The sequence below is a fragment of the Streptomyces sp. NPDC002156 genome (assembly GCF_053593675.1).
Genome location: NZ_JBSFDA010000077.1, coordinates 20,313 through 47,216 on the forward strand (window position 1 = coordinate 20,313; position 26,904 = coordinate 47,216).

28 protein-coding genes are annotated in these 26,904 nt (G+C 70.2%); 20 read left to right on the forward strand and 8 right to left on the reverse strand.

Annotated features, from left to right (window positions below):
* The first annotated feature begins 27 nt into the window (after positions 1–27).
* The gene (locus tag ACWCRB_RS27905; protein ID WP_450998663.1) at positions 28–429 is read left to right on the forward strand and encodes a helix-turn-helix domain-containing protein; all 402 of its coding nucleotides are present in this window, start codon (positions 28–30) and stop codon (positions 427–429) included.
* A gap of 13 nt (positions 430–442) precedes the next feature.
* Here ACWCRB_RS27905 and ACWCRB_RS27910 read toward each other — a convergent pair whose 3' ends face one another.
* The 3 genes from ACWCRB_RS27910 to sigJ form a co-directional block, all read right to left on the reverse strand.
* Positions 443–1,045 (reverse strand): ClpP family protease, encoded by a 603-nt coding sequence (locus ACWCRB_RS27910; RefSeq protein WP_450998664.1) that lies wholly within the window; start codon positions 1,043–1,045, stop codon positions 443–445.
* Position 1,046: 1 nt separating this feature from the next.
* A complete protein-coding gene (locus ACWCRB_RS27915) occupies positions 1,047–1,703 on the reverse strand; it encodes an ATP-dependent Clp protease proteolytic subunit (protein ID WP_450998665.1) in 657 nt (218 codons plus the stop codon).
* Positions 1,704–1,786: 83 nt separating this feature from the next.
* Positions 1,787–2,788, reverse strand: a complete 1,002-nt coding sequence (gene sigJ / locus ACWCRB_RS27920) for an RNA polymerase sigma factor SigJ (protein ID WP_450998666.1) — start codon at positions 2,786–2,788, stop codon at positions 1,787–1,789.
* 155 nt (positions 2,789–2,943) lie between these two features.
* On the opposite strand from sigJ, the gene ACWCRB_RS27925 reads away from it, so the two are divergent.
* Positions 2,944–4,026 carry an LUD domain-containing protein gene (locus ACWCRB_RS27925; RefSeq protein ID WP_450998667.1) on the forward strand — a complete coding sequence of 361 codons (1,083 nt, stop codon included), beginning with the start codon at positions 2,944–2,946 and terminating at the stop codon, positions 4,024–4,026.
* A gap of 19 nt (positions 4,027–4,045) precedes the next feature.
* Here ACWCRB_RS27925 and ACWCRB_RS27930 read toward each other — a convergent pair whose 3' ends face one another.
* The gene (locus tag ACWCRB_RS27930; RefSeq protein ID WP_450998668.1) at positions 4,046–4,450 is read right to left on the reverse strand and encodes a cupin domain-containing protein; all 405 of its coding nucleotides are present in this window, start codon (positions 4,448–4,450) and stop codon (positions 4,046–4,048) included.
* A 235-nt stretch (positions 4,451–4,685) separates the two neighbouring features.
* Here ACWCRB_RS27930 and ACWCRB_RS27935 point away from each other — a divergent pair, with 235 nt between their 5' ends.
* The 12 genes from ACWCRB_RS27935 (at position 4,686) to ACWCRB_RS27990 (ending at position 15,793) form a co-directional block, all read left to right on the forward strand.
* On the forward strand, positions 4,686–5,243 hold the full coding sequence (locus tag ACWCRB_RS27935; protein ID WP_450998687.1) for a carboxymuconolactone decarboxylase family protein: 558 nt from the start codon (positions 4,686–4,688) through the stop codon (positions 5,241–5,243).
* Positions 5,240–6,754 (forward strand): sugar ABC transporter ATP-binding protein, encoded by a 1,515-nt coding sequence (locus ACWCRB_RS27940; RefSeq protein WP_450998669.1) that lies wholly within the window; start codon positions 5,240–5,242, stop codon positions 6,752–6,754. The genes ACWCRB_RS27935 and ACWCRB_RS27940 overlap by 4 nt, the downstream gene beginning before the upstream one ends.
* Positions 6,751–7,767: an ABC transporter permease gene (locus ACWCRB_RS27945; RefSeq protein ID WP_450998670.1), complete on the forward strand. Its 1,017-nt coding sequence runs from the start codon at positions 6,751–6,753 to the stop codon at positions 7,765–7,767. The genes ACWCRB_RS27940 and ACWCRB_RS27945 overlap by 4 nt, the downstream gene beginning before the upstream one ends.
* A 169-nt stretch (positions 7,768–7,936) precedes the next feature.
* Entirely contained in the window at positions 7,937–8,902 is a 966-nt protein-coding gene (locus ACWCRB_RS27950; RefSeq protein ID WP_450998671.1) for a sugar ABC transporter substrate-binding protein, read from the forward strand.
* Positions 8,903–8,912: 10 nt separating this feature from the next.
* Entirely contained in the window at positions 8,913–9,824 is a 912-nt protein-coding gene (locus ACWCRB_RS27955; RefSeq protein ID WP_450998672.1) for a LysR family transcriptional regulator, read from the forward strand.
* 97 nt (positions 9,825–9,921) lie between these two features.
* Complete coding sequence (locus ACWCRB_RS27960; RefSeq protein ID WP_450998673.1) at positions 9,922–10,839, forward strand: VOC family protein; 918 nt, start codon at positions 9,922–9,924, stop codon at positions 10,837–10,839.
* A 57-nt stretch (positions 10,840–10,896) separates the two neighbouring features.
* Positions 10,897–12,348, forward strand: a complete 1,452-nt coding sequence (locus ACWCRB_RS27965; protein ID WP_450998674.1) for an NAD-dependent succinate-semialdehyde dehydrogenase — start codon at positions 10,897–10,899, stop codon at positions 12,346–12,348.
* Complete coding sequence (locus ACWCRB_RS27970) at positions 12,345–13,115, forward strand: fumarylacetoacetate hydrolase family protein (RefSeq protein ID WP_450998675.1); 771 nt, start codon at positions 12,345–12,347, stop codon at positions 13,113–13,115. Before ACWCRB_RS27965 ends, ACWCRB_RS27970 begins: the two co-directional genes overlap by 4 nt.
* Positions 13,112–13,483, forward strand: coding sequence for a VOC family protein (locus tag ACWCRB_RS27975; protein WP_369031593.1), 372 nt, complete (start codon positions 13,112–13,114; stop codon positions 13,481–13,483). Before ACWCRB_RS27970 ends, ACWCRB_RS27975 begins: the two co-directional genes overlap by 4 nt.
* Positions 13,484–13,508: 25 nt before the next feature.
* Positions 13,509–14,294, forward strand: coding sequence for an alpha/beta fold hydrolase (locus ACWCRB_RS27980; protein WP_450998676.1), 786 nt, complete (start codon positions 13,509–13,511; stop codon positions 14,292–14,294).
* A gap of 28 nt (positions 14,295–14,322) precedes the next feature.
* A complete protein-coding gene (locus tag ACWCRB_RS27985) occupies positions 14,323–14,811 on the forward strand; it encodes a GlcG/HbpS family heme-binding protein (RefSeq protein WP_450998677.1) in 489 nt (162 codons plus the stop codon).
* Between the two features lie 4 nt (positions 14,812–14,815).
* A complete protein-coding gene (locus ACWCRB_RS27990) occupies positions 14,816–15,793 on the forward strand; it encodes a methionine synthase II (cobalamin-independent)-like protein (protein ID WP_450998678.1) in 978 nt (325 codons plus the stop codon).
* 66 nt (positions 15,794–15,859) lie between these two features.
* On the opposite strand, the gene ACWCRB_RS27995 is transcribed toward ACWCRB_RS27990, so the two are convergent.
* Complete coding sequence (locus ACWCRB_RS27995; RefSeq protein ID WP_450998679.1) at positions 15,860–16,147, reverse strand: putative quinol monooxygenase; 288 nt, start codon at positions 16,145–16,147, stop codon at positions 15,860–15,862.
* 137 nt (positions 16,148–16,284) lie between these two features.
* Between ACWCRB_RS27995 and ACWCRB_RS28000 the strand changes: the two genes are divergently transcribed.
* From ACWCRB_RS28000 to ACWCRB_RS28020, 5 genes are all read left to right on the forward strand, one after another.
* Positions 16,285–17,763, forward strand: coding sequence for an aldehyde dehydrogenase family protein (locus ACWCRB_RS28000; protein WP_450998680.1), 1,479 nt, complete (start codon positions 16,285–16,287; stop codon positions 17,761–17,763).
* Positions 17,756–18,964: an L-2-hydroxyglutarate oxidase gene (gene lhgO / locus ACWCRB_RS28005; protein ID WP_450998681.1), complete on the forward strand. Its 1,209-nt coding sequence runs from the start codon at positions 17,756–17,758 to the stop codon at positions 18,962–18,964. The genes ACWCRB_RS28000 and lhgO overlap by 8 nt, the downstream gene beginning before the upstream one ends.
* Before the next feature lie 148 nt (positions 18,965–19,112).
* Entirely contained in the window at positions 19,113–19,973 is an 861-nt protein-coding gene (locus ACWCRB_RS28010; RefSeq protein WP_369031586.1) for an amidohydrolase family protein, read from the forward strand.
* 1 nt (position 19,974) lies between these two features.
* Entirely contained in the window at positions 19,975–21,681 is a 1,707-nt protein-coding gene (locus ACWCRB_RS28015) for a thiamine pyrophosphate-dependent enzyme (RefSeq protein ID WP_450998682.1), read from the forward strand.
* A 20-nt stretch (positions 21,682–21,701) separates the two neighbouring features.
* On the forward strand, positions 21,702–22,778 hold the full coding sequence (locus tag ACWCRB_RS28020; RefSeq protein ID WP_450998683.1) for an Ldh family oxidoreductase: 1,077 nt from the start codon (positions 21,702–21,704) through the stop codon (positions 22,776–22,778).
* 313 nt (positions 22,779–23,091) lie between these two features.
* Here ACWCRB_RS28020 and ACWCRB_RS28025 read toward each other — a convergent pair whose 3' ends face one another.
* From ACWCRB_RS28025 to modA, 3 genes are read right to left on the reverse strand one after another with little or no spacing between them, the layout of a single operon-like run.
* A complete protein-coding gene (locus ACWCRB_RS28025; RefSeq protein ID WP_450998684.1) occupies positions 23,092–24,153 on the reverse strand; it encodes an ABC transporter ATP-binding protein in 1,062 nt (353 codons plus the stop codon).
* Positions 24,150–25,025, reverse strand: a complete 876-nt coding sequence (modB, locus tag ACWCRB_RS28030; protein ID WP_450998685.1) for a molybdate ABC transporter permease subunit — start codon at positions 25,023–25,025, stop codon at positions 24,150–24,152. The genes ACWCRB_RS28025 and modB overlap by 4 nt, the downstream gene beginning before the upstream one ends.
* Positions 25,022–25,849 (reverse strand): molybdate ABC transporter substrate-binding protein, encoded by an 828-nt coding sequence (gene modA, locus ACWCRB_RS28035; RefSeq protein ID WP_450998688.1) that lies wholly within the window; start codon positions 25,847–25,849, stop codon positions 25,022–25,024. Before modA ends, modB begins: the two co-directional genes overlap by 4 nt.
* Before the next feature lie 227 nt (positions 25,850–26,076).
* On the opposite strand from modA, the gene ACWCRB_RS28040 reads away from it, so the two are divergent.
* The gene (locus ACWCRB_RS28040) at positions 26,077–26,766 is read left to right on the forward strand and encodes a M24 family metallopeptidase (protein WP_450998686.1); all 690 of its coding nucleotides are present in this window, start codon (positions 26,077–26,079) and stop codon (positions 26,764–26,766) included.
* Positions 26,767–26,904: the final 138 nt, after the last annotated feature.

The window sequence follows — 26,904 nt, forward strand, 5'->3', positions numbered from 1 at the left end:
CGAGGCGACGGCTTTTAGGCTGAAGGGGTGAGCAATCAAGCGCCGAACCAGGCCCGCGTGATCCCGCTGCGTCCGAAGACCACGCCCGCACCGGCCCCCGCCGCCCCGGTGGCCCCGCCGGTGCCCACACCCAAGGAGCCGCTCTTCCGCGACCTGGTCGGCGACGTCCTGCGCCGCGAACGGCTCGCGCAGGAACGCACGTTGAAGGACGTGGCCGACGCGGCCAGGATCTCCATGCCGTACCTGTCCGAGCTGGAGCGGGGCCGCAAGGAGGCCTCCTCGGAGGTTCTCGCGGCCGCAGCCCACGCCCTCGGCCTGGGCCTGGGGGACCTGCTGTCCCTGGCCCAGACCGAGCTGACGCGGCACACCCTGAGCCGGACGCGGACGACCACCGGCACTCCGTACAACGGGCTCTGCCTGGTCGCCTAGCGGCCCGGCCCGGTCAGGCCCTGGCCAGACGCCGGCTCACCACCTCGTCGGCCAGGCCGTACGCCACCGCCTCCGCGGCGGTGAACACCTTGTCGCGATCCATGTCCGCGCGCAGTGTCGTCACGTCGTGGTGCGTGTGCCGCGAGAGCACCTCCTCGACCTGTGCGCGGATCCGGACCATCTCCCTGGCCTGCACGGCCAGGTCGGAGACCATGCCCCGGTGTCCGCTGCTCGCGGGCTGGCCGAGCAGCACCCGCGCGTGTTCGAGGACGAACCGACGCCCGGGATCGCCCCCGGCCAGCAGCACGGCCGCCGTCGAGGCCGCCTGGCCGACGCAGAACGTCGAGATCGGCGCCTGGACGTACGTCATGGTGTCGTAGATCGCCATCAGCGAAGTGAACGAGCCGCCGGGCGAGTTGATGTAGATCGCGATCTCGTTCTCCGGCGACGACGCCTCCAGATGCAGGAGCTGCGCGATGACGACGTTGGCGACGCCGTCGTCGATCTCGGTGCCGAGGAAGATGATCCGCTCGGAGAGGAGGCGGCTGAACACGTCGTACGACCGCTCGCCCTGCGGGGTCCGCTCGACGACGTTCGGAATCGTGTACGTCCCCATGTCAGAGCCCCATCCGTCGTCGAGAGGCGGCCGGGCGTACGTCGGCCAGCGAGCCGACGACCTGGTCCACCATGCCGTACTCCTGGGCCTGTTCGGCCGTGAACCAGCGGTCGCGGTCGCCGTCCCGCGAGATCGTCTCCTCGCTCTGGCCGGTGTGCCGGGCCGTGATCCGCTCGATGGCCTTCTTCGTGAACTCCAGGTTCTCCGCCTGGATCTCGATGTCGGCGGTGGTGCCGCCGATGCCTGCCGACGGCTGGTGCATCATGATCCGCGCGTTCGGCAGCGCGTACCGCTTGCCGGCCGCGCCCACGCTGAGCAGGAACTGGCCCATGCTGGCCGCGAATCCCATGGTCAGTGTGGACACGTCGTTCGGGATGAGCTGCATGGTGTCGTAGATGGCGAGGCCCGCCGTCACCGAGCCGCCGGGGCTGTTGATGTACAGGCTGATGTCGGTGCGCGGGTCCTCCGCCGACAGCAGGAGCAGCTGGGCGCAGATGCGGTTCGCGGAGACCTCGTCGACCTGCGTACCGAGGAACACGATGCGCTGGGCGAGCAGTTGGGCGGCGAGATGGTCGTCGAACCGGGAAGGCGGGGTGTCGCCCTCCTCGGCCCGGGGCAGCAGGGCCGGCCAGGGACCGGCGGCGGTGAGTGGGGACATCGGGGCTCCTGGGTGAGAGATGGGGGCGCAGGTCGTCGTACGGCGGATCGCTCCGCGCTCCCCACTCTCGGCCCGACTCGAGGTCAGCGGCCGGTTTCTCGGCCTGCGGCAGATTCGCTGTCGGCAGAGCCGTCGGTCCGGCCCGGTTCACCGGCCCGCCAGGGGCGGAGCTTCTCGGGGTTGCGCACCGCCCAGATGCGTCTGATCCGGTCGCCCGCGATCTCGAACGCGAACACGGTCGCGACGGTGCCGCCCTGGTAGGCCACCAGGCCGGGCAGACCGTTGACCGTGCACTCCACGAACGTCGTGCGGTCGCCCGCCACCCGGGCGATCTCGGCGTAGGCACGCGCGATCCGCTCACTGCCGACGAGCGGGTGCACGTGGGTGACGGCCAGCCCGCCGCCGTCTGCGGTCGCGGTGGCGTCGGGGTCGAGCAGGCCGATCAGGGCTTCGATGTCCTTGGCCTCCCACGCCGCCCTGAACCGCTTGACGATGGCGGCCTGCCCCGCACTCGGGCCCGCCGGTGTCCGCGCGGTGCGGATGCGACGGCGGGCGGACGAGGCCAGTTGGCGGCATGCCGCCGGGGTGCGGCCGACGATCTCGGCGACCTCGCCGAAGGGGTAGCGGAAGACGTCGTGCAGGACGAACGCGACACGTTCGGCCGGGGTCATCGAGTCGAGGACGACCAGGAAGGCCATCGTCACCGACTCGTCGAGGGTGATCCGATCGGCCGGGTCGGTGACTCCGGTGCCGGGGCGCCCGGTGATCCACTCCGAGGGTTCGGGCAGCGGTTCCGGGATCCAGTCGCCCACGTACGTCTCCCGCCTGGCGCGCGCCGAGCCGAGCAGGTTCAGGCAGATCCGGCCGGCGACGGTCATCATCCAGGCGCCGGGCGACTCGATGGCCCGCTGCTCCCGTTCGGACATGGCGTACCAGCGGGCGTAGGTCTCCTGCACGACGTCCTCGGCGTCGGCGAGGGACCCGAGGAGCCGATAGCCGAGGTTGAACAGACGACGCCGCTCGCCCATGATCGCGCCGAGGTCCGGATCGTCCCGATCGTCGCCCGGCTCGGCTCTGGTGGTCATGGTTCGGCCGCCTCCCTCGTTCACTCGCTTCTCCGCCTCTACCCGTTACGACAGGACAGCGCATCGGAATGTGAGGCCGACGCGCCACCTCACAATCCGCGGGGCCGCGTTGTCGTACCGGCGAGGACGACAACAAGAAGGAGAGAGGCCCACTGATGAACGACTTCCAGGCCATCGCGGACCGCGTCGAGATCGAGGCACTGCGCGGCGAGTTCACCGACGCGGCGATGATGCGCGACCGGCCCCGCCTGGCGTCGCTGTTTCTACCGGACGGCGCCCTGCGCATGCCCAACATCCCCGTCGAGCTGGTCGGCCGCGACGAGATCCTTGCCGGGGGCGAACGCTTGCAGAGCCAGTGGGACTTCTTCGTACAGACCACTCACCCGGGCACGATCCTGCTCGACGGCGACACCGCGACCGGCCGCGCCTACATCCAGGAACTCGCGCGCACCCTCGACGGACGCCAGGGCTTGAACTACGCCGTCTACCACGACCGTTACCAGCGCACCGGGGAGGGCTGGAGGTTCGCCGAGCGGCGGTACGAGGTCAGATACCTCGACACCTCCCCGCTGGCGGGCACGGCACCCGACGCGGCACAGGGCGGCTCCGGGACCACCCCGGCCCCGGCCGCGTCCTTCGCCGACCCGGTACCGGCCGAACGGCTGGAGCGGGCAGCCGCCGCACTCCGTGCCAACGGCTTCGGCGTCGAGATCCTCGACGACGCCGCAGCCGCGCGCGTCCGCGTCAAGGACCTGGTCCCCGAGGGCGCGAGTGTGCTCACCGGAGCCAGCGAGACCCTCCGGCTGTCCGGCATCGACGAGGACATCAACACCGGCGAGCGGTACGACGCCGTCAGGCCGCGCGTCCTGGCCATCGACCGGGCCACGGGCGCCGACGAGATCCGCAGGCTGGTCGCCGGCCCCGACTTCGTCGTCAACAGCGTCGCCGCCGTCACCGAGACCGGCTCGCTCGTCCTCGCCTCGGGCAGCGGCAGCCAGCTCCCCGCCAACGCGGGCGGCGCCGCCCGCGCGATCTGGATCGTCGGCGCGCAGAAGGTCGTACCCGACCTGAGCACGGCCCTGCGCCGCGTCGAGGAGCACGCCCTCCCGCTGGAGAACGTCCGCGCCCAGGCGGCGTACGGCGTGCCGAGCGCCGTCAACCGCCTGCTCGTCCTCAACGCGGAGCCCCACCCGGGGCGGGGCACCGTGCTGCTGCTCCGCGAGGCCATCGGATACTGATCCGGCCCTGGGCAGGGGCTCAGGCCATCCGGTCCTCGGGCGACAGGTGTTCCACGGTCCTGCCGGTCTCCGTGAAGGTGCGGGTCACATGGCCCGAGGTGTACACCCACAGGATGCGCAACGGGGTGCTTCCGATGTTGCGGAAGAGGTGGGGGAGAGGGGACGGGACGTACGTGGTGTCGAACCGCTCCAGTTTCGTCACCTCGCCGTCGACCCAGACCTCCGCCTCGCCCTCCAGGATCGTCACGTGCTCGTCGCAGTTGTGCGAGTGCAACGGCGCCCCGGAGCCGACCGGGTACACGCTCATCCCGCTGGTGATCCTGTTCTCCCCGCCGGCCGACGGCGTGGTGATCAGCGGCGTCGAGACGACCGCACCGCCACGGCTGAGCGGCGGTACCGACGAGACCTTGATGATCGTGGTCATCCGGGAGTTCCTCTCCACTTCACGGTGATGCGCGTCGACTGACGGTAGGTCGCACACCCGCGCATGGGTGCCCTCCGGCGTGCAGTTTTACCTTGCGTTCCGGGAGGGGTGAGCTTCGCGGACCCGGCTGTACCGTCGGCTCGCATCGCACGGCTCGCGAATGCGTGCCGGACACGCGCCGCACAGAAAAGGCAGGTATCGGCCGATGAGGCTCCCCGTTCTCAGCGAAGAGGAAATGGACCCGCGGCAGCGGGAGTTGGCCGCCCGGATCGCCGGGCGTCGCGGCGCCGTCCGTGGACCCTTCCGGGTCTGGCTGCACAGCCCGGAGATGTGCGAGCGGGCGGAGTCCCTCGGCGCCTTCGCCCGCTTCGACTGCGATCTGCCCAAGCATCTGCGCGAGCTGAGTCTGCTGATGGCCGCCCGCAACTGGGACGCGCAGTACTCCTGGAACGCGCATGTGCACCAGGCGATCGAGGCGGGCATCCCGGAGGCAGCCGTGAAGGCCGTCGCCGAGAAACGGGAGGCGGTCTTCGACAACGAGGCGGACCAGGCCTTCTACCAGTTCTGCCGGGAGATCCTGGAAGAGCACTTCGTCACCGACGAGACCTTCGCCCGCGCCCTCGGCCACTTCGGCTCCAAGGGCCTGGTCGACACCATCGGCGCACTCGGCAACTTCACCATGCTCGGCATGTGCCTCAACACCTTCCAAGTGGACCTCCAGGCCGACAAGGAGCCCCCGTTCCCCGACGTGCGCGGGTACGGGCGCGTGGCACCCGACGGCGACCAGCCGTGACTCCGCACGCCGGTACGGCACCCCGCGAGGCGATACTGCGCGTCAGGGGCGTCACCAAGAGCTTCGGCGGGGCGACCGCGCTGAAAGGCGTCGACCTCGATCTGTACCCGGGCGAGATCCACGCGCTGATGGGCATGAACGGCGCAGGCAAGTCGACCCTGGTGCAGATCCTCTCCGGAGTCCACCAGGCCGACGGCGGCACCATCGAGATCGGCGGGCAGGAGCACTCCGCGCTGACCGTGCGCAAGGCCCGCAAGCTCGGTATCGCGTGTGTGCCGCAGCGCCGTGAACTGGCGATGGGGCTGACCGTCGCCGAGAACGTCATGCTCGGCGACCTGCCCACCCGGGGCCGTGCCGTGCGCTGGCGGGCCGTCAGGGACGAGGCGCGCAGCGCGCTGTCGGGCCTCGGCATCGACATCGACGTGGAGCGCGTCGCCGGCACCCTCACCGTCGCCGAACAGACCATGGTCGAGGTGGCCCGCGAGGTCCGGCGCGGGGGCCGGGTCCTGATCCTCGACGAGCCGACAGCCTGCCTCAGCGCCAAGGACGCCGACCGGATCCGTGGACTGGTGCGCACCCTGCGGGACGACGGGGTCGCCGTCGTCTACATCTCGCACTACATCGACGAGGTCATGGCGGTCGCCGACCGTCTCACCGTCCTGCGCGACGGGGAGGTGGTCACCACCGCCCCGGCCACCGGGATGGACCCCGTGTCGCTGGTCCGCAGCATGGTCGGCCGGGACGTCGTCTCGCAGCGGCCCGAGCGGCCCGCCCCGAAGCACGAGAGCGGCCTGACCGTACGCGGCCTGAGCCATGGCCGGGCCGTCCAGGACTTCACCGTCGACGTGCGCAGGGGCGAGATCGTCGCCGTCCTCGGACCCGCGGGCGACGCCCAGTCACGGCTGTTCGACCTGCTCTCCGGACGGCAGCGCCCCGACACCGGCGAACTGCTCGTCGACGGCCGCGCCGTGCCCTTCGGCCGGGTCGCGGCCTCGCTCGCCAGCGGGCTGCGCTGTGTCACCGGCGACCGCCGGACCCTGGGGCTGGTCCCGGGGATGACCCTGGACGAGAACCTGATGCTGGCCGGCGACCGCTTCGCCCGCCGCAGACTGCACCGCCGAGGTGAACTCGCCCGCCGCGCCGCCCCGTTGCGCAGCAGCTACGGCGTGGTCGCCCTCACCGGCAACCCGCCCGTGGGCGCGCTGTCCGGCGGCAACCAGCAGAAGGTCCTGCTCGGAAAGTGGCTGGAGACCGAGCCGGTCGCCTGCTTCCTGGAGGACCCCACCAACGGCGTCGACGTCGCCGCCATGGCCGACATCCACGCCCTGGTCGACGACCTCGCCTCGCGTGGCGTGGCCGTCCTGCTCGCCTCCTGCTCCGCCGAGGAGGTCATGCGCCTCGCCGACCGGGTCGTCGTCGTCAGCGCCGGGCGCACGGTCGCGGAACACGACATCACCGCCATCACCCGCGACGAACTCGTCGCCACCGCACTCGGAGGTCAGCCGACGTGAGCCTCAAGACCCCCTCCGCCACTCCGGACGTCGCGGCCGGCCCGGCGCGGCGCCCCGCGTCCCGGCTGTCGGCGCACGCCCTGCTGCGTGTCCCGCACGGCGGTCTGGTCGTGGTCCTCGTGCTGGTGGCCGTGTTCACCGCCGTCCAGGCGGACTCCTTCACCAGCTCGCAGAACCTCCTGAACGTGCTGCGGCAGATCAGCGTGACCGCCGTCATCGCGGCCGGGCTGACGCTGCTGATGACCGCGGGCGGCATGGACTTCTCCATGGGCAGCAACGCGGCCGTCACCGTGTCGGTGGGCGCGACCCTCCTGCACGACGGCCGGCCCACCGCCGTCACCGTGCTGGTCACGCTCCTCCTCGCCACCGTGATCGGCCTGCTCAACGGCCTGGTCGTGACCTTCACCCGGGTCGCCCCGTTCGTCGCCACCCTCGCCTCCGCGATGCTGCTCGACGGCGTCGCCCTGCTCGTCCTCGACGGTGAGTCCATCACCATCGGGCAGCGCATGTGGGCCCTCGGCAACGACAAGGTGCTCGGCATCCCCTACCTGTGCGTCGTCGCGGTCCTCGTGCTCGCCGCGATCGGACTGGCGATGCGGTTCACCACCTTCGGCCGGGACGCCTTCGCGATGGGCGGCAACGAGTACGTGGCCCGCCTCAGCGGCATCAACGTCTCCGGCCGCAAACTCGCCCTGTACGCCCTTGCCGGCGCCCTCGCCGGTCTGGCCGGGCTGATGCTGCTGTCCCGGCTCGGTGCGGCGGCCCCCAACACCGGTGGGCTGCAACTCCAGTTGACCGCCGTCGCCGCGGTGGTCATCGGCGGCACCTCGCTCGCGGGCGGCCACGGCACCGTCGTAGGAACCGTCCTCGGCGTGGTGCTGCTCGGCGTCGTCGCCAACGCGCTGAACCTGCTCCAGGTCAACAGCTACTACCAGTTCGTCGTGACCGGCGGGGTACTGCTCGTCGCGGCGATAGTCAACGAGTTCCAACGCAAGTCGACACCGGGCCACTGAGCGGGCCCGGCGAAGTCCACTGCAACTCGGCAGCGAACCCCAATGGGGCGCGCCCCAAAGGGGCGCGGGGAACTGCGCGACCAGCCACGACGGCGCCGCACCCGAACTGACACTTACTTAGTGCCGCACTCCCCAACCTTCCCCTCAAAGACGCAGGAAAGGCCGACCCATGAAGCCCACGACCCGTCCCCGCCGCACCACCACCGCGGCCTCGCTCCTCAGCACCGCCGCCCTCGTGCTCGCAGGCTGCGGCACCGCGGACGAAGGCTCGGGATCCGCCGGAGGCGCCCTCACCCTCGGGTTCGTCAACGGTGCGAACACCCACTTCCACCAGTGTCTGCTCAAGTCCGTCGAGCAGACCGCCAAGGCGGAGAAGGCCACCGTCTTCTCCGCCAACTCCAAGCAGGACGCGGCCACCGAGCTGTCCAACATCGAGGACATGATCGCCCGGAACGTGGACGCCCTGATCGTCCAGACCGTCAACGTCGATGCCCTCGAAGGCGACATAGCCAAGGCCAAGAGCGCGGGAATCCCGATCTTCCTCACCTCCGTCGCCACCTCCGACCTGTCGGACGTCCTGGGCGTGGCCAAGGTCGACCTGAAGAAGGTCGGCGCGCTGGACGCCGGATGGATCGCGAAGGACGCCGCAGGCAAGGACGTGAAGGTCGGCATCGTCGCGGGTGCCCCGGGCGCCGCCTCCGACCTGCTGGTGGGCGGGTTCGAGGCCGCGCTGCCGGCCACCGCGAAGGTGGTGGCGAACCAGCCCGGCATGTTCAACCCGGCCAAGGCGCAGGACGTCGCCGAGAACATGATCCAGGCCCAGCCCGACCTGGACTATGCCTTCGTCGCCAACGAGGAGATGGCCTTCGCCGTCCGCAAGGCCTTCGACGCGGCCGGTGCGAAGGGCGTCAAGATCGTCACCGTCAACGGCACCGAGGACGGCATCGCCGCCGTCGAGAGCGGGCAGCTGTCCGCGACCGTGGCCAACTCGGCCATGTCGATCGGTGAGACCGCGGTGAAGAACACGATCGGTCTGCTCGACAAGGCGCAAGGTGTTGACAAAATTGCCAACATTCCTCTTGTCTTGGTCACCAAGGACAACGTGAGCGACGCACCCCAGTACTGCCCGAAATAGAGGCCCATATATGGATCGCTTGCTCCTCATGCACAGCTTTGTCACTGTCGCTCAGGTCGGCAGTTTCAGCGGAGCCGCCAAGAAGCTGGGCTCTTCCGGCTCACTGGTGTCACGGCACGTCGCCGAACTGGAACGGCAGGTGGGTGTCCGGCTGGTCAATCGCACGGCCCGTTCCGTCAGCCTCACCGAACCGGGGCAGAGATACTCCGAATTCGCCGCGCGCATTCTGGGGGAAATCGAGGCGGAGGACGCCGGAATAGCCCAACTCCACGACCGGGCCGAAGGGACCCTGAGCATCATCTGCCCCAAGTGGATAGGCAGCCTGGATCTCGGGGATGCCATCGCCGCGTTCTCCGCCGAGCATCCGAAGATCCAGGTCCGTTTCGAACTCGGCGGAATGTCCGACCGGACGTACGACTTCCTGGACAGCGGATTCGACGTCGCCTTCCACACCCGGGACCTGAGGGACTCCAGCGTCCGGCTCAAGAAGATCTCCTCGCTGCCCTTCGTGCTCTGCGCGTCCGAGGCGTACATCAAACGGCACGGCGCCCTCGCCCACCCCAACGACATCGCCGCCCACGACTGCCTGGTCCACGTCAACGACCCGGTGTGGCGCATCGGCCACGGCCACGCCAGCACCCTGCACAAGATCCGCAACATCGCGTTCTCGTCCAACTCCTACATCGCCCTGCAGAAGGCGGCCCTCCATGGCCGGGGCATCGCCCTGCTCCCACAGCGTCCGGCGTACGACGATCTGCTCTCCGGCGCCCTCCAGGTGCTGCTGCCCGACCTGGCCGTGCCCGACCGCCCCCTGTACGCGATCTATGGCCCCGGACAGGACGCCCCGCGCAAGGTCAGCGTGTTCCTCGACTTCCTCGCCGGGTGGTTCTCGCAGAATCCGATGCCGGCGATCCGGCCGTAATCGCAAGAAACGATTGCACACCTCGTGCGGCTCGGGACATTGAGGCTGTCGCACCCCGGTACCTACGCTCACGAGGCGACCCGGAAACGAGGAATCCATGGGAATCCAGAGAATCGAATCGGTCACCTACAGCGTCGACGGACTCGACGAATGCGCCCGGTTCTTCGACGACTTCGGGCTCTTCCCGCTGGAGCGGACCGACGACCACGCGGTGTTCGAAACACTGACCGGTCAGACGCTCCATCTCGACGCCTTCCCGAGCTCGCTGCTGCCGCCCCCGGTGGAGTCCGGGCCCACCCTGCGCGAGGTCGTGTGGGGCGTCGACACCCGGGAGGAGCTGGAGCGCCTGGTCGCCGCGGCCGGCAAGGACCGCGCGGTGCGCGAGAGTGCCGACGGCGTCCACCACACCGTGGACGAGACCGGCTTCGGCGTCGGGCTGGCCCTGGCCCGGCCGAAGCCGGTGCCCGTCATCCCGCGGCCCGCCAACGCGCTCGGCAACGTCGACCGCTGGAACACCGCACTGGAGCCGATCGAACGGGTCCGTCCGCTGCGGATGTGCCATGTGGCCCTCAACATCGCCAAGTTCGGCAAGGAGGAGGCGGTCGCCTTCTACACCGAGCGCCTCGGCTTCCGGCCCACCGACGTGGTGGAGCCCATGGGCGTGTTCATGCAGGCCCCGGGCGACGACGACCAGCACACCATGTTGCTGTGCCACCGCCCCGACCGGGCCGGCGTCAACCACATCGCGTACGAGGTCCCCGGCTTCGACGATGTGATCGAGGGCGGCAACTACATGATCGAGCACGGCTGGCGGGAGGCCCGCAGACTCGGCCGCCACACCATCGGCTCCAACGTCTTCCGTTTCCTGCACGCCCCCTGCGGCGGTCGCGTCGAGTACGCCGCCGACATGGACCGGGTCGACGACACCTACGAGACCCGCGTCCACGAGACCACCCCGCCCCACCACATCTGGGCCCTGCGCACCAACCGCGACCAGGACGCCACCGCTTCCTGAACCGCCTTTGCCGGCCTCCGACTTGCTTCGCCCGCCTGCCTGAGAGGCACCCATTCCATGACCACCACAGACCACGGCTACCCCGCCGTCCGCATGTACATCGCGGGCGAGTGGTGCCAGGGCGGCACCGGCGGTACCGCCCCGATCGTCAACCCGGCCACCGAGGAGGTGATCGGAGAGGTACCGCTGGCCACCACCGCCGACCTGGACCGCGCGCTCGTCGCCGCCGACGAGGGCTTCCGTGTTTGGCGCGCGACGCCGATCGCCGAGCGCACCGCGATCCTGCACACCGCCGCCGACCTGATCGGCGCACGCGCCGCCGAGATCGGCCGCGTCATGACCCTGGAGCAGGGCAAGCCCCTGAAGGAGAGCACCGGTGAGGCCCTCCGCACCGCCGACACCCTGCGCTGGCACGCAGACGACGCCCGCCGCGCGTACGGCCGCATCATCCCCTCGGCTCCAGGCACCGTCCTGACGGTCCGGCGCGAGCCCATCGGCCCCGTCGCCGCCTTCGTCCCGTGGAACTTCCCGGTGGGTGGCCCCAACCGGAAGATCTCCTCCGCACTGGCGGCAGGCTGCTCGATCATCATCAAGGGCTCCGAGGAGACTCCCGCCACCGCAGCCGCCCTCGTCCGGTGCTACGCCGACGCCGGGCTCCCGGCCGGTGTCCTCAACCTCGTCTTCGGTGAGCCCGCTGAGGTCTCCGCCCACCTCATCGCCTCGCCCATCACCCGCATCGTCGCCTTCACCGGCTCGGTCCCGGTCGGCAAGCTGCTCGCCGCCGAGGCCGGCAAGGTCATGAAGCCCTCCCTGATGGAGCTGGGCGGCCACGCCCCGGTGATCGTGTGCGAGGACGCGGATGCGGTGCAGGCGGCCCGCAAGTCCGCCCAGGCCAAGTTCGCCAACGCCGGACAGGTGTGCACCTCACCGAGCCGCTTCCTGGTCCACGCGTCCCTGGTCGATGACTTCACCGCCGAGTTCGTGAAGGCCGCCGAGGCGGTCGTCGTCGGTGACGGCCTGGCCGAGGGCACCACCATGGGACCGCTCGCCAACGAGCGCCGCCTGAAGGCGACGGAACGCCTGACCGCCGACGCCGTCGCCCGGGGCGCCAAGATCCTCACCGGCGGCGAACGGCCGGACCGCGCCGGGTACTTCTACACACCGACCGTCCTGACCGACGTACCGGCGGACGCGGAAATGCTGCACGAGGAACCCTTCGGACCACTCGCCCCGATCGTCTCCTTCACCGACCTCGACGAGGCCCTCGCCACGGCGAACTCGTTGCCGTACGGCCTGGCTGCCTACGGCTTCACCCGGTCCGCCGCCACCGCCGAACGCCTCTCCGCGGGACTGGAAGCCGGGATCCTGTCGATCAACCACTGCGGCGGCTCGGTCCACGAGGCACCCTCCGGCGGGGTGAAGGACAGCGGCTACGGCCGGGAGGGCGGGCCCGAAGCCCTGGACGCCTATCTGGTCACCAAGCGCGTCTCCCACCTGCTGGCGCCATGAGGTACACGCGAGTCTCGGTCGAGGGCCGGGCGCTGTGGGGCCGCGTGGGGGAGTCACGGATCGAGCTGCTCTCCGGCTCGCCGATCACGGACACCCCGGAGACCATCGGCATGATCCCGCGCTCAACCGCCGTATGGCTGCCGCCTGTTGTCCCGCCCGTCTTCTACGCGGTCGGCTTCAACTACCCACGGCACATCGCACACGCCGGCGCCGCGACCCCGGAGCGGCCCGAGGTCGGCTACCGGGCCAACAACGCGCTCACCGGCCACGGTTCGCCGATCGTGAAGCCGGCCGAGGTCGAGGGCCGCTTCGAGGCCGAGCCCGAACTCGTCGCCGTAATCGGCCGTACGCTCCGCCACGCCACCCAGGAGGAGGCGCGCGAGTCCGTCTTCGGCTGGACCATCGGCAACGACGTCAGCGCCCGCACCTGGCAGCACCAGGACCGCACCTTCTGGCGCAGCAAGAACAGCGACACCTTCAAGCCGATGGGCCCCTGGATCGAGACGGACGTCGACGCGCTCGCACAGACGACCACGCTCAGGGTGAACGGCGAGGAGCGGGCCAAGTTCCCCACCGGCGACATGGTCTTCGACCCCTTCGACCACATCGTCGAGATCACCAGGCACATCACCCTGCACCCCGGCGACGTGCTGTGGATGGGCGCCGAGGCGACCTGCCAGCTGGAACCGGGAGACACCGTCGAGGTCGAGATCAGCGGCATCGGTGTGCTGTCCAACCCCGTAGAACGCGAAGGGAATCGAGCATGAGCAACGCGCCCCGCTACATCCACCACGTCAACTTCCCGACCACCGACCCCGACCGGACCGCCGAGTGGTACACGAGGGTCTTCGGGATGAAGCGGATCATGCCCAAGTCCAACACCCGTGTGGTGCTGATGACCCGAGGCAACTTCGACCTCCACTTCACCCCGGTCGAGGAGATGGAGCGCATGGCGCCCTACCACTTCGCCGTCGAGGTCGACGACTGGGACGACTTCATGGAGCACCTGGGGGAGCTGGGCATCAGGCACACCCGCCCGATCCAACGCCCCGAGAACCAGTCGAAGTTCTGCTACATCCATGACCCCGACCACACCATGATCGAGCTGGTCTGGCACGGCAAGCGCCCCAACTGACCCTGTCCAAAAGGGAGTTGTTCCCATGCCTCTTGCTGACTCCGACGGCACCTCCATCTACTACGAGCGACACGGCAGCGGCCCGGCGATCCTCTTCGTGCACGGCAGCGGTGGTCACCATGCCGCCTGGTGGCAGCAAGTGGCGGCGCTGCGCGAGGAGTTCACGGTTGTCACGGTCGACCTGCGCGGCTTCGGCAATTCCGACAGCTCCATGCCCGAGTTCGACGGCCAGGACTTCCCCGGTGATGTCGTCGCCGTCCTGGACCAGGAGGACCTGACCGACGCGATGCTCGTCGGCCAGTCCATCGGCTCCGTCGCCGCGCTGCGCGCCGGGCTGCTCCGCCCCGAGCGGGTCGGGTCGGTCGTCCTCGGCCACTCCCTCGGCGGCATCAGTCACCCCGAGTTGAAGGAGCTGGCCGCCACCGACCGTGCAGAGGCGGTCAAACTGCCGGTCATCGACCGCCTGTTGACCAGGCGGTTCCAGCGGGAGCGCGCCGACCTGACCTTCCTGTTCCAGCAGATGGGCACCTTCAACGTCGCCAGGATGCAGGACCTGCGCAACCTCGACACCAACGGCCCCTCCCTGGAGGAGATCCAGGCCTCGGGCGTGCGGGTCGCCTTCCTCGCGGGCGAGAAGGACGCGGTCCTCAGCGTCAAGACCGTCACCCGCGCCCACGAACTGCTGCCCGGCTCCCACCTGGAGATCGTCCCGGGCGCCCCGCACTCCATGTACTGGGAGACCCCGGGCCCGTACAACGCGGCCGTCGCCCGGCTGCGCCGCACCCTCACCGCCCCCAAGGAAGCCGCATGAGCCCCGCACCCGCACCGAAGGAAGCCGCATGAGCAGCCTCACCCTGGACGCCGCCGAGGAGATCATCGACGCCGCCCACAAGCGCGCCCAGGCCATCGGCAAGGCGGTGAGCGTGGCCGTGGTCGACGCGGGCGGATTCCCGATAGCCATCCGCCGCCCGGACGGGGCCCGCCCGCTCACCCCGGACATCGCCCGAGCCAAGGCCTACACCGCCGCGATCATGCAGCGGCCCGGCAAGATGCTGAAGAAGTGGCAGGAGAGCCAGCCCGTCTTCTTCTCCCAGCTCTCCCAACTGCCCGGCGCCGCGATGCCGATCATGGCCACCGAGGGCAGCGTCACCATCAAGAGGGACGGCGAGATCATCGGTGGCCTCGGCATAGCCGGCGGAACCGCCGACGAGGACCAGCAGATCGCCGAGGACGTCCTCCAATCCCTCGGCTACGAACTGGAGTTCGCGGCCTGGGGCGTCACCGGCAAGCCCGCCGGCACCTCCGGAACCTCCGGAAAGGACGCGTGACGTCATGGCGGACACCTTCAACTACCGCATCGACCACCACGGCAGCCTGGTCCGCCCCACCGACCTCGCCACGACCGGCGTCGAGCAGGCGGTCGAGGACACCGTGGTCCTCCAGCGGAAACTGCGATCCACGGTCGTCACAGACGGCGACTATCCCCGTGAGGACTTCCGGAGCGCGGTTCTTGACGGGGTGTCAGGATTCCGCCGTACGGAGGAAACGACCCCCGACGGCCTGGTCCGCTGGGTCGCGGAGTCCCTCCCCAAGGCGGGCGGCCCCCTGGTCGCGGACTGGGCGGAGAAGCTCACCGAGCTGACGCTGATCGCCCCCAAGGTGTCCCTGCCCTCCCCGGCATACCTGGCCGCGACGACGTATCAGCCCGGCCTCGGCCCCTCGTCCCCCCGCGAACTGGGGGAGGCCCTCGCGGAGATCGTCCGAGCGGAGATCGCCCTCCTGGTCTCGAAGGGCGTACGCCTGATCCAGCTGAACAACCCACTGCTCCTGGACGGCGACCCGGGTGCACTGTCCTTCGAGGACGCGCTGGCGGTCGACGCCTTGGCGGTACGGCTGGACGAGCGCCCCGAGGGCGTACGCATCGGCGTCTGCCCCGGCTGGACGGCCCCCGCCGCAGTGGACCGAGCCCGTACCGAGCAGCTGTACGCGAGCATCCCGGCCGACCGCTGGATCCTCCCCTTCGACCAGGGCACCGAGTCCGAACTCGACCTGCTCAGGGCACTGCCGAGCGACCGTGACTTCTGCCTGGGCGTGGTCGACGCGACCGTACCCGGGTTGGAGGACATCGACACGGTGATGGAACGCATCGACGCGGCGGCCGAGTTCAAGGACCTGGAGGACGGCGCCGTATCCCCGTCGAGAGGTTTCGCGGACGCGGCATCACACCCCCTACTGACAGCAGAGCAGCAGCGCCGCAAGCTGACCTTGGTGGAGACAATCGCCCGGTACGTATGGGGCAACGAGTTCTAGAACTCACCCCAGGGGCGCGGGGAACTGCGCGACAAGCCACAGACAACCCGCGCCCAGAAATCACACCTAAAGCACCTCGGCAAAAGTAACCACCCGCTCGACAAGCAACGGCCACACCGTCTCCACGATCACCTCCCGGAAGTGATCAGCGACCTTGTGCGCCTCGAACCCACCCTTGTCGACATAGCTCTCATACAGCAGAAAAGCCCCCGGCTGATCAACCACCGAATGCACCTCGTACACCAGGTTGGCCGGCTCCGCACGCGTACCTTCCCGCGCCTTCAACAACGCGTCCCGCACCACCCCCGCGTCAGCGGGCTCGCAGCGGTACTGGGCGACAACGACGAAAGCCATATCGACTCCTCCGGAGAATGCGCGGACACCGCCGATTCCAACACGAATCCCCTGATGAGCGGCTCGCGCAGAGCGCAACCTATGTCTGCCGCCCCGGTGCTGGTCCCACCCCCACCCAGTGAGGTGTTGTGAACCGCATGCGTACCCTCGAAACCCTCTCCGGCGGCGAGTGGGTGTCGACCGGCGACTGGATCGACGTCCACGACCCGGCCGACGTCCGTGCCCCCTTCGCCCACGTCCCCGCCCTCGCCGCCAAGGACGTCACCCGGGCCTACGACCACGCCGCGCGCGGATTCGTCACCTGGAAGCGCACCAGCCCCTTCGAACGGGCCCGCGTCTTCACCGACGCCGCCCGGCTGATCCGCGAACGGGTCGACGAGATCGCCGCCGACGTCACGGCCGAGAACGGCAAGACCCGCGCCGAGGCCACCGGCGAGACGCTCAAGGCCGCCGATTTCCTGGAGTACTACGCCGGTCTCGCCCGCCAGGGCTACGGCACCCTCCTGCACGACGTACGCCCCAATCACCGCACCCACACCCAGCGCGAGCCCATCGGCGTGATCCTCGTGATCAGCCCCTGGAACGACCCGCTGATCACCCCCGCCCGCAAGCTCGCCCCGCTGCTCGCGGCAGGCAACGCGGCCGTGTTCAAACCGGCCACCGAAACCCCGCTGTCGGGCCTGCACTTCGCCCGCGCCCTGCACGACGCGGGTCTGCCGGCCGGTGTCCTGAACGTCGTGACCGGCCGTACGGCGGAGATCGAGGAGGCCCTCCTCGACGACCCGCGGATCGTCGGCATCACCTTCACCGGCTCCAACGCGGTCGGCAACCGTATCCGGCGCCGCCTCGCCGACCGCAACGTCCGCTTCCAGGGCGAACTCGGCGGCAAGAACGCCTCCGTCGTCCTGCGCGACGCCGACCTGCCCGCAGCCGCGAAGGCCGTCGTCGCCGCCTCCTTCGGCCAGGCAGGCCAGCGCTGCACCGCCACCAGCCGAGTGATCGTCGAACAGCCGGTGTACGAGGAGTTCGCACGTCTGCTGGTCGCCGAGGTCGAGACGCTGAAGGTCGGCCCGGGCAGCGACCCGGCGACGACCCTGTGCCCGTTGTCGAGCCCGAAGCAGCGCGACAGCGTCCTCGCGGACCTGGACCAGGCGATCGAACAGGGCGCCACCGTCCTCACCGGCGGCCGCGCGGACACCGAGGGCGAGCGCGCCCACGGCTGCTATGTGCAGCCGACCGTCCTCGCCGGCGTCACGCCCGATACGGCGATCTGGCGCGAGGAGGTCTTCGGCCCGGTCCTCGCCGTTCGCGCGGTCGACGACTTCGCGGCGGCCGTCGAGGCGGTCAACGACTCCGACTTCGGCCTCGCGGCGGCCGTCTTCACCCGCGACCTGGGCAACGCCTACCGCTTCGCAGACGAGGCCGAGTGCGGACAGGTCGCGGTCAACACCACGACCACCGGCTGGGACGTCCATCTGCCCTTCGGCGGCTTCCACGACTCCGGTACGGCCTACAAGGAGCAGGGCGACGAGGTGCTGCGCTTCTCCACCCGGGTCAAGACGGTCGCGATCCATCTCGGGGAGCCAGGGAAGCCCGGGGAGCCGGTTCGTGGCTGACGAGACCGTCGGCATCGTCGGCGCCGGCATCGTGGGCCTGGCCACGGCCCGCGAGATCGCCCTGAGCCGCCCCGGCACCCGGGTCGTCGTCTTCGAGAAGGAGCCGGAGGTCTCCCTCCACCAGACCGGCCACAACTCGGGCGTCGTGCACGCCGGCATCTACTACACACCCGGCAGCCTGAAGGCCGACCTGTGCGTACGAGGCGTGGCGCTGTTGCGCGAGTACTGCCGGGACCGCGAACTGCCGTACAAGGAGATCGGCAAGCTGGTCGTGGCGGTCCGCGAGGACGAACTCGGCCGGATGAACGACCTCTACGAGCGGGCCAGGAACAACCACGTGCCCGACCTGCGGCGTATCTCCAAGGAGGAGATCCGGGAGTACGAGCCGAACGGCGCCGGCGTCGCCGCGCTGCACTCGCCCCGCACCGCCATCACCGACTACCCGGCGATCGCCCGCTCCTTCGCCAAGGACGTCGTCGACTCCGGTGGCGAGGTCAGGCTCGGCTTCCCGGTCACGGGCATCACCACCGTGCCGGGCGGCATCTCGGTGACCTCCGGACAGGAACGCGTCCGCGTGGACCGACTGATCCTGTGCGCGGGCCTGCAGTCGGACGCCGTGGCGCGACTCGCGCAGGACAGGCGGGAGCCGCGGATCGTCCCGTTCCGGGGCGAGTACATGCTGCTCAAGCCGGAGAGGGCCGACCTGGTCCGCGGTCTGATCTACCCCGTGCCGGATCCGCGCTACCCGTTCCTCGGCGTGCACTTCACACCCCGCGTCGACGGCTCGGTGGAGGTCGGTCCCAACGCGGTCCTGGCCCTGGCCAGGGAGGGCTACACGCGGACGAGGATCTCCCCGAAGGACCTCCTCGGCCTCGCCGCGTACCCGGGCACCTGGAGGATGGCGGCCCGGCACTGGCGTACCGGCATCCGCGAATACCGGGGCTCCTTCTCCACGACCGCCTTCATGAAGGACGCCGGGCTGTACGTCCCGGACGTCGGCGTCTCCGACGTCGTGCGCGGCGGAGCGGGTGTCCGCGCCCAGGCCCTGGACCGCGACGGCACCCTCCTGGACGACTTCCGCATCCATCGGGTGGGCCGGGTCACCGCCGTCCGCAACGCCCCCTCACCGGCCGCCACTGCCTCCATGGCGATCGCCGAGCACATCGTCGGCGCCGTCTTCGGGGACGCCTCCGCAAGCTGAAAATGCCCTGCTCATGGGGCGGTCACGTGCAACAAGTGCTTGCGCTCCCAGGGGCTCCGCAAGGCCTCGCACCACGCCTAGCGTTCCATCCGCACCACCTCACCACCGCACCACGTCACCACCTCCGCCGAAGAGAAAGAGCCCGCCGATGTTCGTTGTCGACACGCAGATCCACATTTGGCTGGAAGAGTCCGAGGACCGCCCCTGGGTCCCGGGAGCGCGGGAGCGCATCCGCCTCAACGGACACCGCGAGGACCCCTTCTCGTACGAGGAGGCGCTGGAGCTGATGGACGAGGCGGGGGTGAACCGGGCGCTGATCCTTCCCCCCTCCTGGGAGGGCGACCGCATCGACTACGCCCTCGAAGCCTGCGAGGCCCACCCGGACCGGTTCGGCATCATGGCGCGCATCCCGCAGAACAAGCCCGAAGAGGGCAAGGCCATGCTCGCGGACTTCGCGCAGAACCCGCACGTCAAGGGCACCAGGCTCACCTTCCACCGGCCGATCGACCGCAACTGGATGATCGACGGCACCAACGACTGGTACTGGCCCCTCGCGGAGGAACTGCGCGTCCCGACGATGGTCCACGCGCCGATCTGGAAGCGCGAACTCGGCGAGATCGCCGCCAAGCACCCCGAGTTGAAGATCATCATCGACCACATGGGCATCATGGCCCGCTGCGTCGACGACTCCATCGGCTACTGGGTCTCGGAGACCGCCGACCTGGCCGCCCACCCCAACATCTACGTCAAACTCTCCGCGCTGCCGGGCTACTCGACGCAGCCCTTCCCGAACAACAACATCCAGAAGTACGTGCGCGAGATGGTCGACAAGATGGGCCCGCAGCGCTGCTTCTACGGCACCGACATCACCCGGCTGCTCGGCCACGGCATCACGTACACCGACACCATCGAGCAGTTCACCAAGCACTGGGACTTCACCCCGGAAGAGCTCGAATGGATCATGGGCCGGGGTATCTCCGAGGTCCTGAACTGGCCGATCGAGGGCTGACATGAGCCAGAGCCACAGCCAGTACAGGGATGGCGGGGACGCGGCCGTTCGCGCCTTCACCGCCGCCGGCGCCGACTACCTCTTCTGCTCCTCGGGATCCGAATGGGCCCCGGTGTGGGAGTCACTGGCCCGCCACCACCGCGACGGACTGCCCTGCCCGCAGTACCTCGACCTCACGCACGAGACCGTCGCCGTCGGCATGGCCACCGGCTACGGCCTTGTCGAGCGCCGGCCGCAGGGCGTGCTCCTGCACGCGGCCCCCGGCCTCCTCCAGGGCTCGATGGCGGTCCACGGCGCGCTGCTCGCGGGCGTTCCCATGGTGGTCGCCTCCTCGGAGTCGACGACCTACGGCGACGGCCCCGGCCAGGACCCGGGCGGCCAGTGGTACCGCAACCTGTCGATCGTGGGCGGCCCGCACGGCGTCGCCCAGCCGTTCACCAAGTGGTCCACCGAGGCAGCGAGCGTCCACACGCTGCCGACGATGATCACCCGTGCCGCCGAACTGTCCTGGCGGGCCCCGGCGGGACCGACGTACCTCAACATCCCGCTGGAGATCCTCCTGGAGGAGTGGGACGGCCGCGAGGCCAAGCCGATCGTCCCGCCCGGCTCCACACACAGCTCGCCCGAAGAGGTCGACCCCGTCGCCCAGTTGATCCGCGAGGCGGACAACCCCGTCGTCGTGACCGAGACGGCGGGCCGGGAGGCGGGAGGCTTCGAGGCCCTGGCCGCCTTCGCCGAGGCGTGGAACATCCCGGTCGTCGAACCGGACTCGGCCGTGTGCGGCAACTTCCCGCGTACGCACCCCCTGCACGCCGGCTCCGACATCGGCCCGTGGCTGGACGAGGCGGACCTGATCCTCCTCGTCAACTGCCGGGCCCCCTTCTACCCGCCCTCCCGCCGCCCGGCCCGCGCGAAGGTCGTCGTCATCGACGAGGTACCGCAGCGCCCGCACATCACCTACCAAGTCCTGTTCGCCGACCACTACTTGGAAGGCAACGTCGCCAACACCCTGCGCCAGCTCACCAAGCGTGCCCACGGGCTCGACACGGCTGCCGTCACCGCACGCCGTACGGCACAGGAGCAGCGGCACGCCGACGAACAGGCGGCCATCGCAGCCGCGGAGGCGAAGGCGGCGGGGGGAGAGGGCGTCGACCCGGTGCTGCTCGCCGCGACCCTGCGGGGGCTCCTCGACGGGCGGGACGCGATCGTCGTCGACGAGACCATCACCCACAGCCGGGTCGTCAAACGCCATTTGCAGGTCTCCGACCCCGACTCGTACTTCTACGTCCAGGGCGGTCTCGGCCAGGGCATGGCGGTCGCCCTCGGCGTCAAACTTGCCGCACGGGAACGCCCCGTGGTGCTCACGATCGGCGACGGCGCGTTCGCGTACAACCCGGTCCTCCCGTCGTACGACGCCTCGAAGACATACGAACTCCCGCTGCTGATCGTGGTGTTCAACAACCGTGTCTACAAGTCGATGAACCTCAACCACCGCCGCTTCTACCCCCAGGGCGCGGCGGCCGAGACCGGCGAGTGGCTCGGCACCGATCTGCACCGGCTGCCCCGACTCGCCGCGTTCGCCGAGCCGTTCGGGATGCACACCGAGACGGTCGACGCGCCCGATGCCCTCGCGCCCGCTCTGGAGCGCGCCCTCAAGGCCGTGGCGGACGGTACGACCGCTGTCGTCGACGTTCTTGTCACCCGCTGAACCAGGAGACCCCCGCCACCATGTCCGACACCCCAACGCCCAAGCCGGGCAAGGTCATTGTCCCCGCCGCTGAGCTGCGTACCCTCGCCGCCGCCGTCCTGGAGAAGGCGGGCCTCAGCCCCGAGCACGCCCGCACCACCGCCGACGTGTTCGTCTGGGCCGCTCAGCGCGGCGTCGACTCCCACGGCATCGCCCGCGTCCCCGCCTACGTCGAACTGCTGGCCAAGGGCGTGGCCAACGCCAAGCCCGACCTCACCTTCGAGTCCACCACGCCTGCCGCCGCAGTCCTGGACGCCGACCGCGCCCCCGGCCCGGTGGCCCTGACCGCTGCCGCCGAGGAGGCCGTACGGCGGGCCCGGACGACCGGCATCGCCTCCGTGGGCGTACGCCGGACCGTCCACACGGGAGCCATCGGCTACTACGTCTCGAAGATCGCCGAACAGGGCCTGGTCGGCATCGGATTCGTCGCCGGAATGCCGAACATGGGCTACACCGGCGTCAAGGGCGCCGCCGTGGCCACCAGCCCGATCGCCATCGCCGTACCGGCCCGCGAACACGCGCCGCTGCTCCTCGACATGGCCACCGCCACCATCGCCCTGGGCAAGATCCGCCAGGCCAGGGCAAACGGCACCCAGCTGCCCGAGGGCGCCGCCGCCACCGAGGACGGCACTCCCACGACCGATCCCGAGCAGGCGGTCATGCCGTTGCCGCTGGGCGGCGCCAAGGGCTCGGGCATGTCACTCGCCTTCGAACTGCTGACCAGCGTGCTCGTCGGCGCCCCGATCTTCTCCGCCTTCCACTCGGACGACCCCCAGGGCCGCAAGCACCGCCAGAACGCCCTGCTCATCGCCCTCGACCCGGCGGCCTTCGGCGACCCGGACGCCTTTGCCGCAGCCGTCGACACGACACTGGGAACCCTGAAGCAACTCCCGGTCGCGGAGGGCGCCGCAGGCGTCTTCTACCCGGGCGAACGCAGCGCCGCACTGGCTGAGAGCCGGGCCGACGAGGGGGTGCCCGTGGCACCGAAGGTGTGGCGCGAACTGAGGGAAGGGGCGGAGAAGTTGGGCGTCGCACTGCCCGAGATCGCCGGCGCGTAATAAGAGGTGTCCGACGGCGGCGAGGGAGGCCTGGGTCGACTTGGCCGGCGTGGTGACGATCCCGGCGGTGAGGTCGTAGCCCTCGACGCCGACTTTGGCGGAGGCCATCGCGACTCCGGGCCCTGGGCCTCCGAGGGGGGACGGCGCTCACCGTGCCGGGCAGGCTGTTGCGGGTGGAGACGCCCGCCACCGGGCCCGTGGCGAGAGCGAGTTCCGTGACGGAGCCCAGGGGAGCGCCGAGGTGAGGTCCTGGCCGCCGTCGATGCCATGGCGCGCCTTGCCGGACGTGGAAGCGGCCCCGCAGTGGACGCTCTCAGACCGGATACGCGTGCGTCTGCGTCGCCTTCACCGTCGCCCAGACCTCGGCCCCCGGATGCAGTTCGAGTTCGGCGGCGGCGACCGTGGTCAGGTCCGCGGCCAGCGGTAGCTCTCCCGCGAGGTCGGCGCGGATCTGGTCGCCGTGGGTCTCCAGGCCCGCTACCTCGCAGCGCCAGAGGTTGCGGGCGCTGGCGCCGGTCGGGCGGTCGCGGTAGAGGGTGACCGCGCTCGGCGGGAACGCCACGAACACCGGGCCGGACAGGATCTCCGTGGTGGTGATGACGGGGCCGGTGTCGAGTCGGACGGTGTGGCCGTCGGCCTTGCCCCGGTAGAGGTTCAGGCCGACCAACTGGGCGATGTAGTCCGTACGGGGATGGCGGGCGATGTCGGACGGACCGCCCTCCTGGACGACCTGGCCGTCCTCGACCACGACCAGCCGGTCGGCCAGCACCATCGCGTCCAGCGGGTCATGCGTGACCAGGACGGCGACGGCCGCGAACTCGGCCAGGTGGCGCCGGAGTTGGGCGCGCACTTCCAGGCGGGTACGGGCGTCCAGCGCCGCCAGCGGCTCGTCGAGGAGCAGCAGGCGCGGCCGGGTGGCCAGTGCGCGGGCCAGGGCGACGCGCTGGGCCTGGCCGCCGGACAGCTTGCGCGGCTTGGCGCCGGCGTGGTCCGCGAGGCCCAGGCGGTCGAGCCACTCGGCGGCCCGCGCACGGGCCTCCGCCTTGGTCGCGCCCTGGCAGCGCGGCCCGAACGCCACGTTGTCCAGGGCGCTCAGGTGGGGGAAGAGCAGGTAGTCCTGGAATACGACGCCGACCGGGCGGGACTCCGGCGGCGTACGTTCCAACGCCGTGCCGTCCAGGCGAAGATGACCGTCGGTGAGCGGTGCCAGACCGGCGAGGGCACGCAGGGCGGTGGTCTTCCCGGCACCGTTCGGGCCGAGCAGGGCGACGACCTCACCGGGCGCGACACTCAGCGCCACGTCGAGACGGAAGGCGCCGCGCTCGACGACGAGATGGGCGTCGAGCCCGTCGGGGGCATCGTGAAGAGTGGTCATCCTGTTGTCATCCAACGGTCGCGCAGGCCCGCCAGCACCGCGACGGACACGGCCAGCAGGACCAGGCTGAGGGCGATGGCGGCCTCCGGATCGCTCTGTAGAGCCAGATAGACCGCCAGGGGCATCGTCTGCGTACGGCCGGGAAAGTTGCCCGCGAAGGTGATCGTCGCCCCGAACTCGCCCAGCGCCCGCGCCCAGGCCAGTACCGCGCCGGCCGCGATGCCCGGGGCGATCAGCGGGAGCGTGACCCGGCGGAACGCGGTGAACCGGGAGGCGCCGAGCGTGGCCGCCGCCTCCTCGAAGCGGGGGTCGGCGGCGCGCAGGGTGCCCTCGACGCTGATGACCAGGAAGGGCATCGCGACGAACGCCTCCGCGACCACGACCCCCGCAGTGGTGAACGGCAACGTGATCCCGAACCAGGAGTCCAGCGACCGCCCGACGATGCCGTTGCGGCCGAGCGCCATCAGCAGCGCCACACCGCCGACCACCGGCGGCAGCACGAGCGGCAAGGTGACCAGGGCCCGGACGAGTCCGCGTCCGGGGAACTCGACGCGGGCCAGCAGCCAGGCCAGCGGCACACCGATGACCAGGCTCACCGCGGTGGCGGCGGTCGCGCAGACCAGGGACAGCTGGAGCGCCTGCCACACCTCGGCGCTGGTCAGCAGCTCGGGCAGGCTGCGCCAGGGGGCCCGTACGAGGAGTGCGATCAGCGGTACGACCAGGAACGCCACGCCGATCAACGCGGGCACCAGCAGCGGCAGGGGAGCGCCCCGGCCGCCGCCACCCATGCCGCCCGTCCGGACGCGCCGACGCCGCGGGCCACCCCGGAGGGCGTCGGCCGCGGCGTCGGACTTGTCGGTCGGGAGGGTCACGGCTTGAGGAACCCGGCCTCGGTCAGGACCTGCTGGCCCGCCGCGGACCGCACCAGTGCGATGAACGCCTTGGCGGCCTCGGTGTTCTGGGCGTCCTTGAGCTGGACGATCGGATACTCGTTGATGGCGTTGGCGGACTCGGGGAACTCCACACCCTCCACCTTGTCACCTGCGGCGTGCACATCGGTCTTGTAGACGACGGCCGCGTCGGCCTCCTTCAGCTCGACCTTCGTGAGAGCGGCCTTGACGTCCTGCTCGTAGGAGACGGGGGTGAGCTTCAACTTGGTGGCGTCCAGGGCCTTCTGGGCGGCGGCGCCGCACGGCACCTCCTTGTCGCACAGCACGACCTTCAGCCCGGACTTGGTGAGGTCCTTGAGCGAGGCGATCTTGTCGGGGTTGCCCGGCAGGGTGGCGATCTCCAGCTGGTTGCGCACGAAGGTGGCGGGTGTGCCGGTGGCGTCGCCCGCGTCCGTGACGATCTTCATCGTCTTGGGGCTGGCCGACGCGAACACGTCCGCCGGGGCGCCGCCGGTGATGCTGGCGGCGAGGGAGTCGCTGCCACCGAAGCTGAAGGTCACCTTCGTACCGGGGTGGTCCTTCTCGAACTGTTCGCCCAGCGTCGTGAAGCTCTCCTTCAGCGACGCGGCGGCGAACACGGTCACCGTGCCGGACAGCTTGTCCGACGACGCGGTGGACGCGGCGGAGTCCGACTTCGCCGACGAGGAGTCGTCGGACGACGAGCAGGCGCTCAGGGCCAGCAGCGCGGTGGCCCCCAGAGCGGCCACCCGCATCGGTCGGCGGGTCCGGCGCACGGTACGGGTCATCACGGGTCCACTCTCTCTGGTCCTGACGGACACGATCACCTGGAGTTCTGGCAGCCAGCGGGTTCAGGCGCTGATGATACTGCCGCAGATGCAAGGCAAATGTCTCCTGTGCCTTCGCATGATCCGTAACTGTGATCTGTTGAGATGGCATGTGCGTTTGCACGGGACCCGGGTCCGGGCATCGGAATTGCGTTGCCGGAAGCGATCTAGGTAACTACGTTCGGCCCATGGCGGATGACGAACCCACGCGTGCGGCACGGCTGCTGGACGCCCAGGCGAAGGCCGAGCGGCTCTTCACGGAGATCGAGAAGCGTGGGCTGGTCGCGCCCGGCGAGGGCGAGCGGGCGGTCAGCGACCGGGTCCGAGATCTGGCCAATGAACTGTTCGGCACGACCCGGCACTGGCACAAGCGGATCGTGCGCTCGGGGCCGAACACGCTGAAGCCCTACCGGGAGAACCCGCCGGACCGGGTGATCGGCGCGGACGACATCGTGTTCGCCGACTTCGGGCCGATCTTCGAGGAGTACGAGGCCGACTTCGGCCGGACCTTCGTCCTCGGCGACGACCCGGTCAAGCACCGGCTCCGCGACGACCTGCCGCAGCTCTTCGCGGCGGGCCGGCGCTTCTTCGAGGCCGATCCGGAGATCACCGGAGCACGGTTGTACGCCGAGGTGGAGCGGCTCGCGAAGGAGGCCGGGTGGGAGCTGGGCGGCTGGCACGCCGGACATCTGGTCGGCGAGTTCCCGCACGAGTGGATCGAGGGCGCGGACGTGGAGTCGTACGTCGCGCCCGCCAACACCACTCCCATGCGGCGCACCGACAAGGCCGGGCGCCGCTGCCACTGGATCCTGGAGATCCATCTCATCGACCGGGAACGGGAGTTCGGCGGCTTCCACGAGGAACTGCTCACCCTGTGATGCCGTCGTCCCGGCCGCGGTCGGGGGCCCTCAGTCGTCCCTCCGGTCCGGTGCCGTGGACCAGCCGATGAGGGCGCCGCGCAGTGCGGCCACCAGACGGGAGGCCGCCTCGTCCTCGGTACGTCCGCTCTTGATGAG

Bases quoted from the DNA above. Each gene is read 5' to 3' on its own strand.
- ACWCRB_RS27910 (WP_450998664.1), bottom strand. From the start codon at position 1,045: ATGGGGACGTACACGATTCCGAACGTCGTCGAGCGGACCCCGCAGGGC.
- ACWCRB_RS27915 (WP_450998665.1), bottom strand. From the start codon at position 1,703: ATGTCCCCACTCACCGCCGCCGGTCCCTGGCCGGCCCTGCTGCCCCGG.
- sigJ (WP_450998666.1), bottom strand. From the start codon at position 2,788: ATGACCACCAGAGCCGAGCCGGGCGACGATCGGGACGATCCGGACCTC.
- ACWCRB_RS27925 (WP_450998667.1), top strand. From the start codon at position 2,944: ATGAACGACTTCCAGGCCATCGCGGACCGCGTCGAGATCGAGGCACTG.
- ACWCRB_RS27930 (WP_450998668.1), bottom strand. From the start codon at position 4,450: ATGACCACGATCATCAAGGTCTCGTCGGTACCGCCGCTCAGCCGTGGC.
- ACWCRB_RS27935 (WP_450998687.1), top strand. From the start codon at position 4,686: ATGGACCCGCGGCAGCGGGAGTTGGCCGCCCGGATCGCCGGGCGTCGC.
- ACWCRB_RS27950 (WP_450998671.1), top strand. From the start codon at position 7,937: ATGAAGCCCACGACCCGTCCCCGCCGCACCACCACCGCGGCCTCGCTC.
- ACWCRB_RS27955 (WP_450998672.1), top strand. From the start codon at position 8,913: ATGGATCGCTTGCTCCTCATGCACAGCTTTGTCACTGTCGCTCAGGTC.
- ACWCRB_RS27960 (WP_450998673.1), top strand. From the start codon at position 9,922: ATGGGAATCCAGAGAATCGAATCGGTCACCTACAGCGTCGACGGACTC.
- ACWCRB_RS27965 (WP_450998674.1), top strand. From the start codon at position 10,897: ATGACCACCACAGACCACGGCTACCCCGCCGTCCGCATGTACATCGCG.
- ACWCRB_RS27970 (WP_450998675.1), top strand. From the start codon at position 12,345: ATGAGGTACACGCGAGTCTCGGTCGAGGGCCGGGCGCTGTGGGGCCGC.
- ACWCRB_RS27975 (WP_369031593.1), top strand. From the start codon at position 13,112: ATGAGCAACGCGCCCCGCTACATCCACCACGTCAACTTCCCGACCACC.
- ACWCRB_RS27980 (WP_450998676.1), top strand. From the start codon at position 13,509: ATGCCTCTTGCTGACTCCGACGGCACCTCCATCTACTACGAGCGACAC.
- ACWCRB_RS27985 (WP_450998677.1), top strand. From the start codon at position 14,323: ATGAGCAGCCTCACCCTGGACGCCGCCGAGGAGATCATCGACGCCGCC.
- ACWCRB_RS27990 (WP_450998678.1), top strand. From the start codon at position 14,816: ATGGCGGACACCTTCAACTACCGCATCGACCACCACGGCAGCCTGGTC.
- ACWCRB_RS27995 (WP_450998679.1), bottom strand. From the start codon at position 16,147: ATGGCTTTCGTCGTTGTCGCCCAGTACCGCTGCGAGCCCGCTGACGCG.
- ACWCRB_RS28000 (WP_450998680.1), top strand. From the start codon at position 16,285: ATGCGTACCCTCGAAACCCTCTCCGGCGGCGAGTGGGTGTCGACCGGC.
- ACWCRB_RS28010 (WP_369031586.1), top strand. From the start codon at position 19,113: ATGTTCGTTGTCGACACGCAGATCCACATTTGGCTGGAAGAGTCCGAG.
- ACWCRB_RS28015 (WP_450998682.1), top strand. From the start codon at position 19,975: ATGAGCCAGAGCCACAGCCAGTACAGGGATGGCGGGGACGCGGCCGTT.
- ACWCRB_RS28020 (WP_450998683.1), top strand. From the start codon at position 21,702: ATGTCCGACACCCCAACGCCCAAGCCGGGCAAGGTCATTGTCCCCGCC.
- ACWCRB_RS28025 (WP_450998684.1), bottom strand. From the start codon at position 24,153: ATGACCACTCTTCACGATGCCCCCGACGGGCTCGACGCCCATCTCGTC.
- modA (WP_450998688.1), bottom strand. From the start codon at position 25,849: ATGACCCGTACCGTGCGCCGGACCCGCCGACCGATGCGGGTGGCCGCT.
- ACWCRB_RS28040 (WP_450998686.1), top strand. From the start codon at position 26,077: ATGGCGGATGACGAACCCACGCGTGCGGCACGGCTGCTGGACGCCCAG.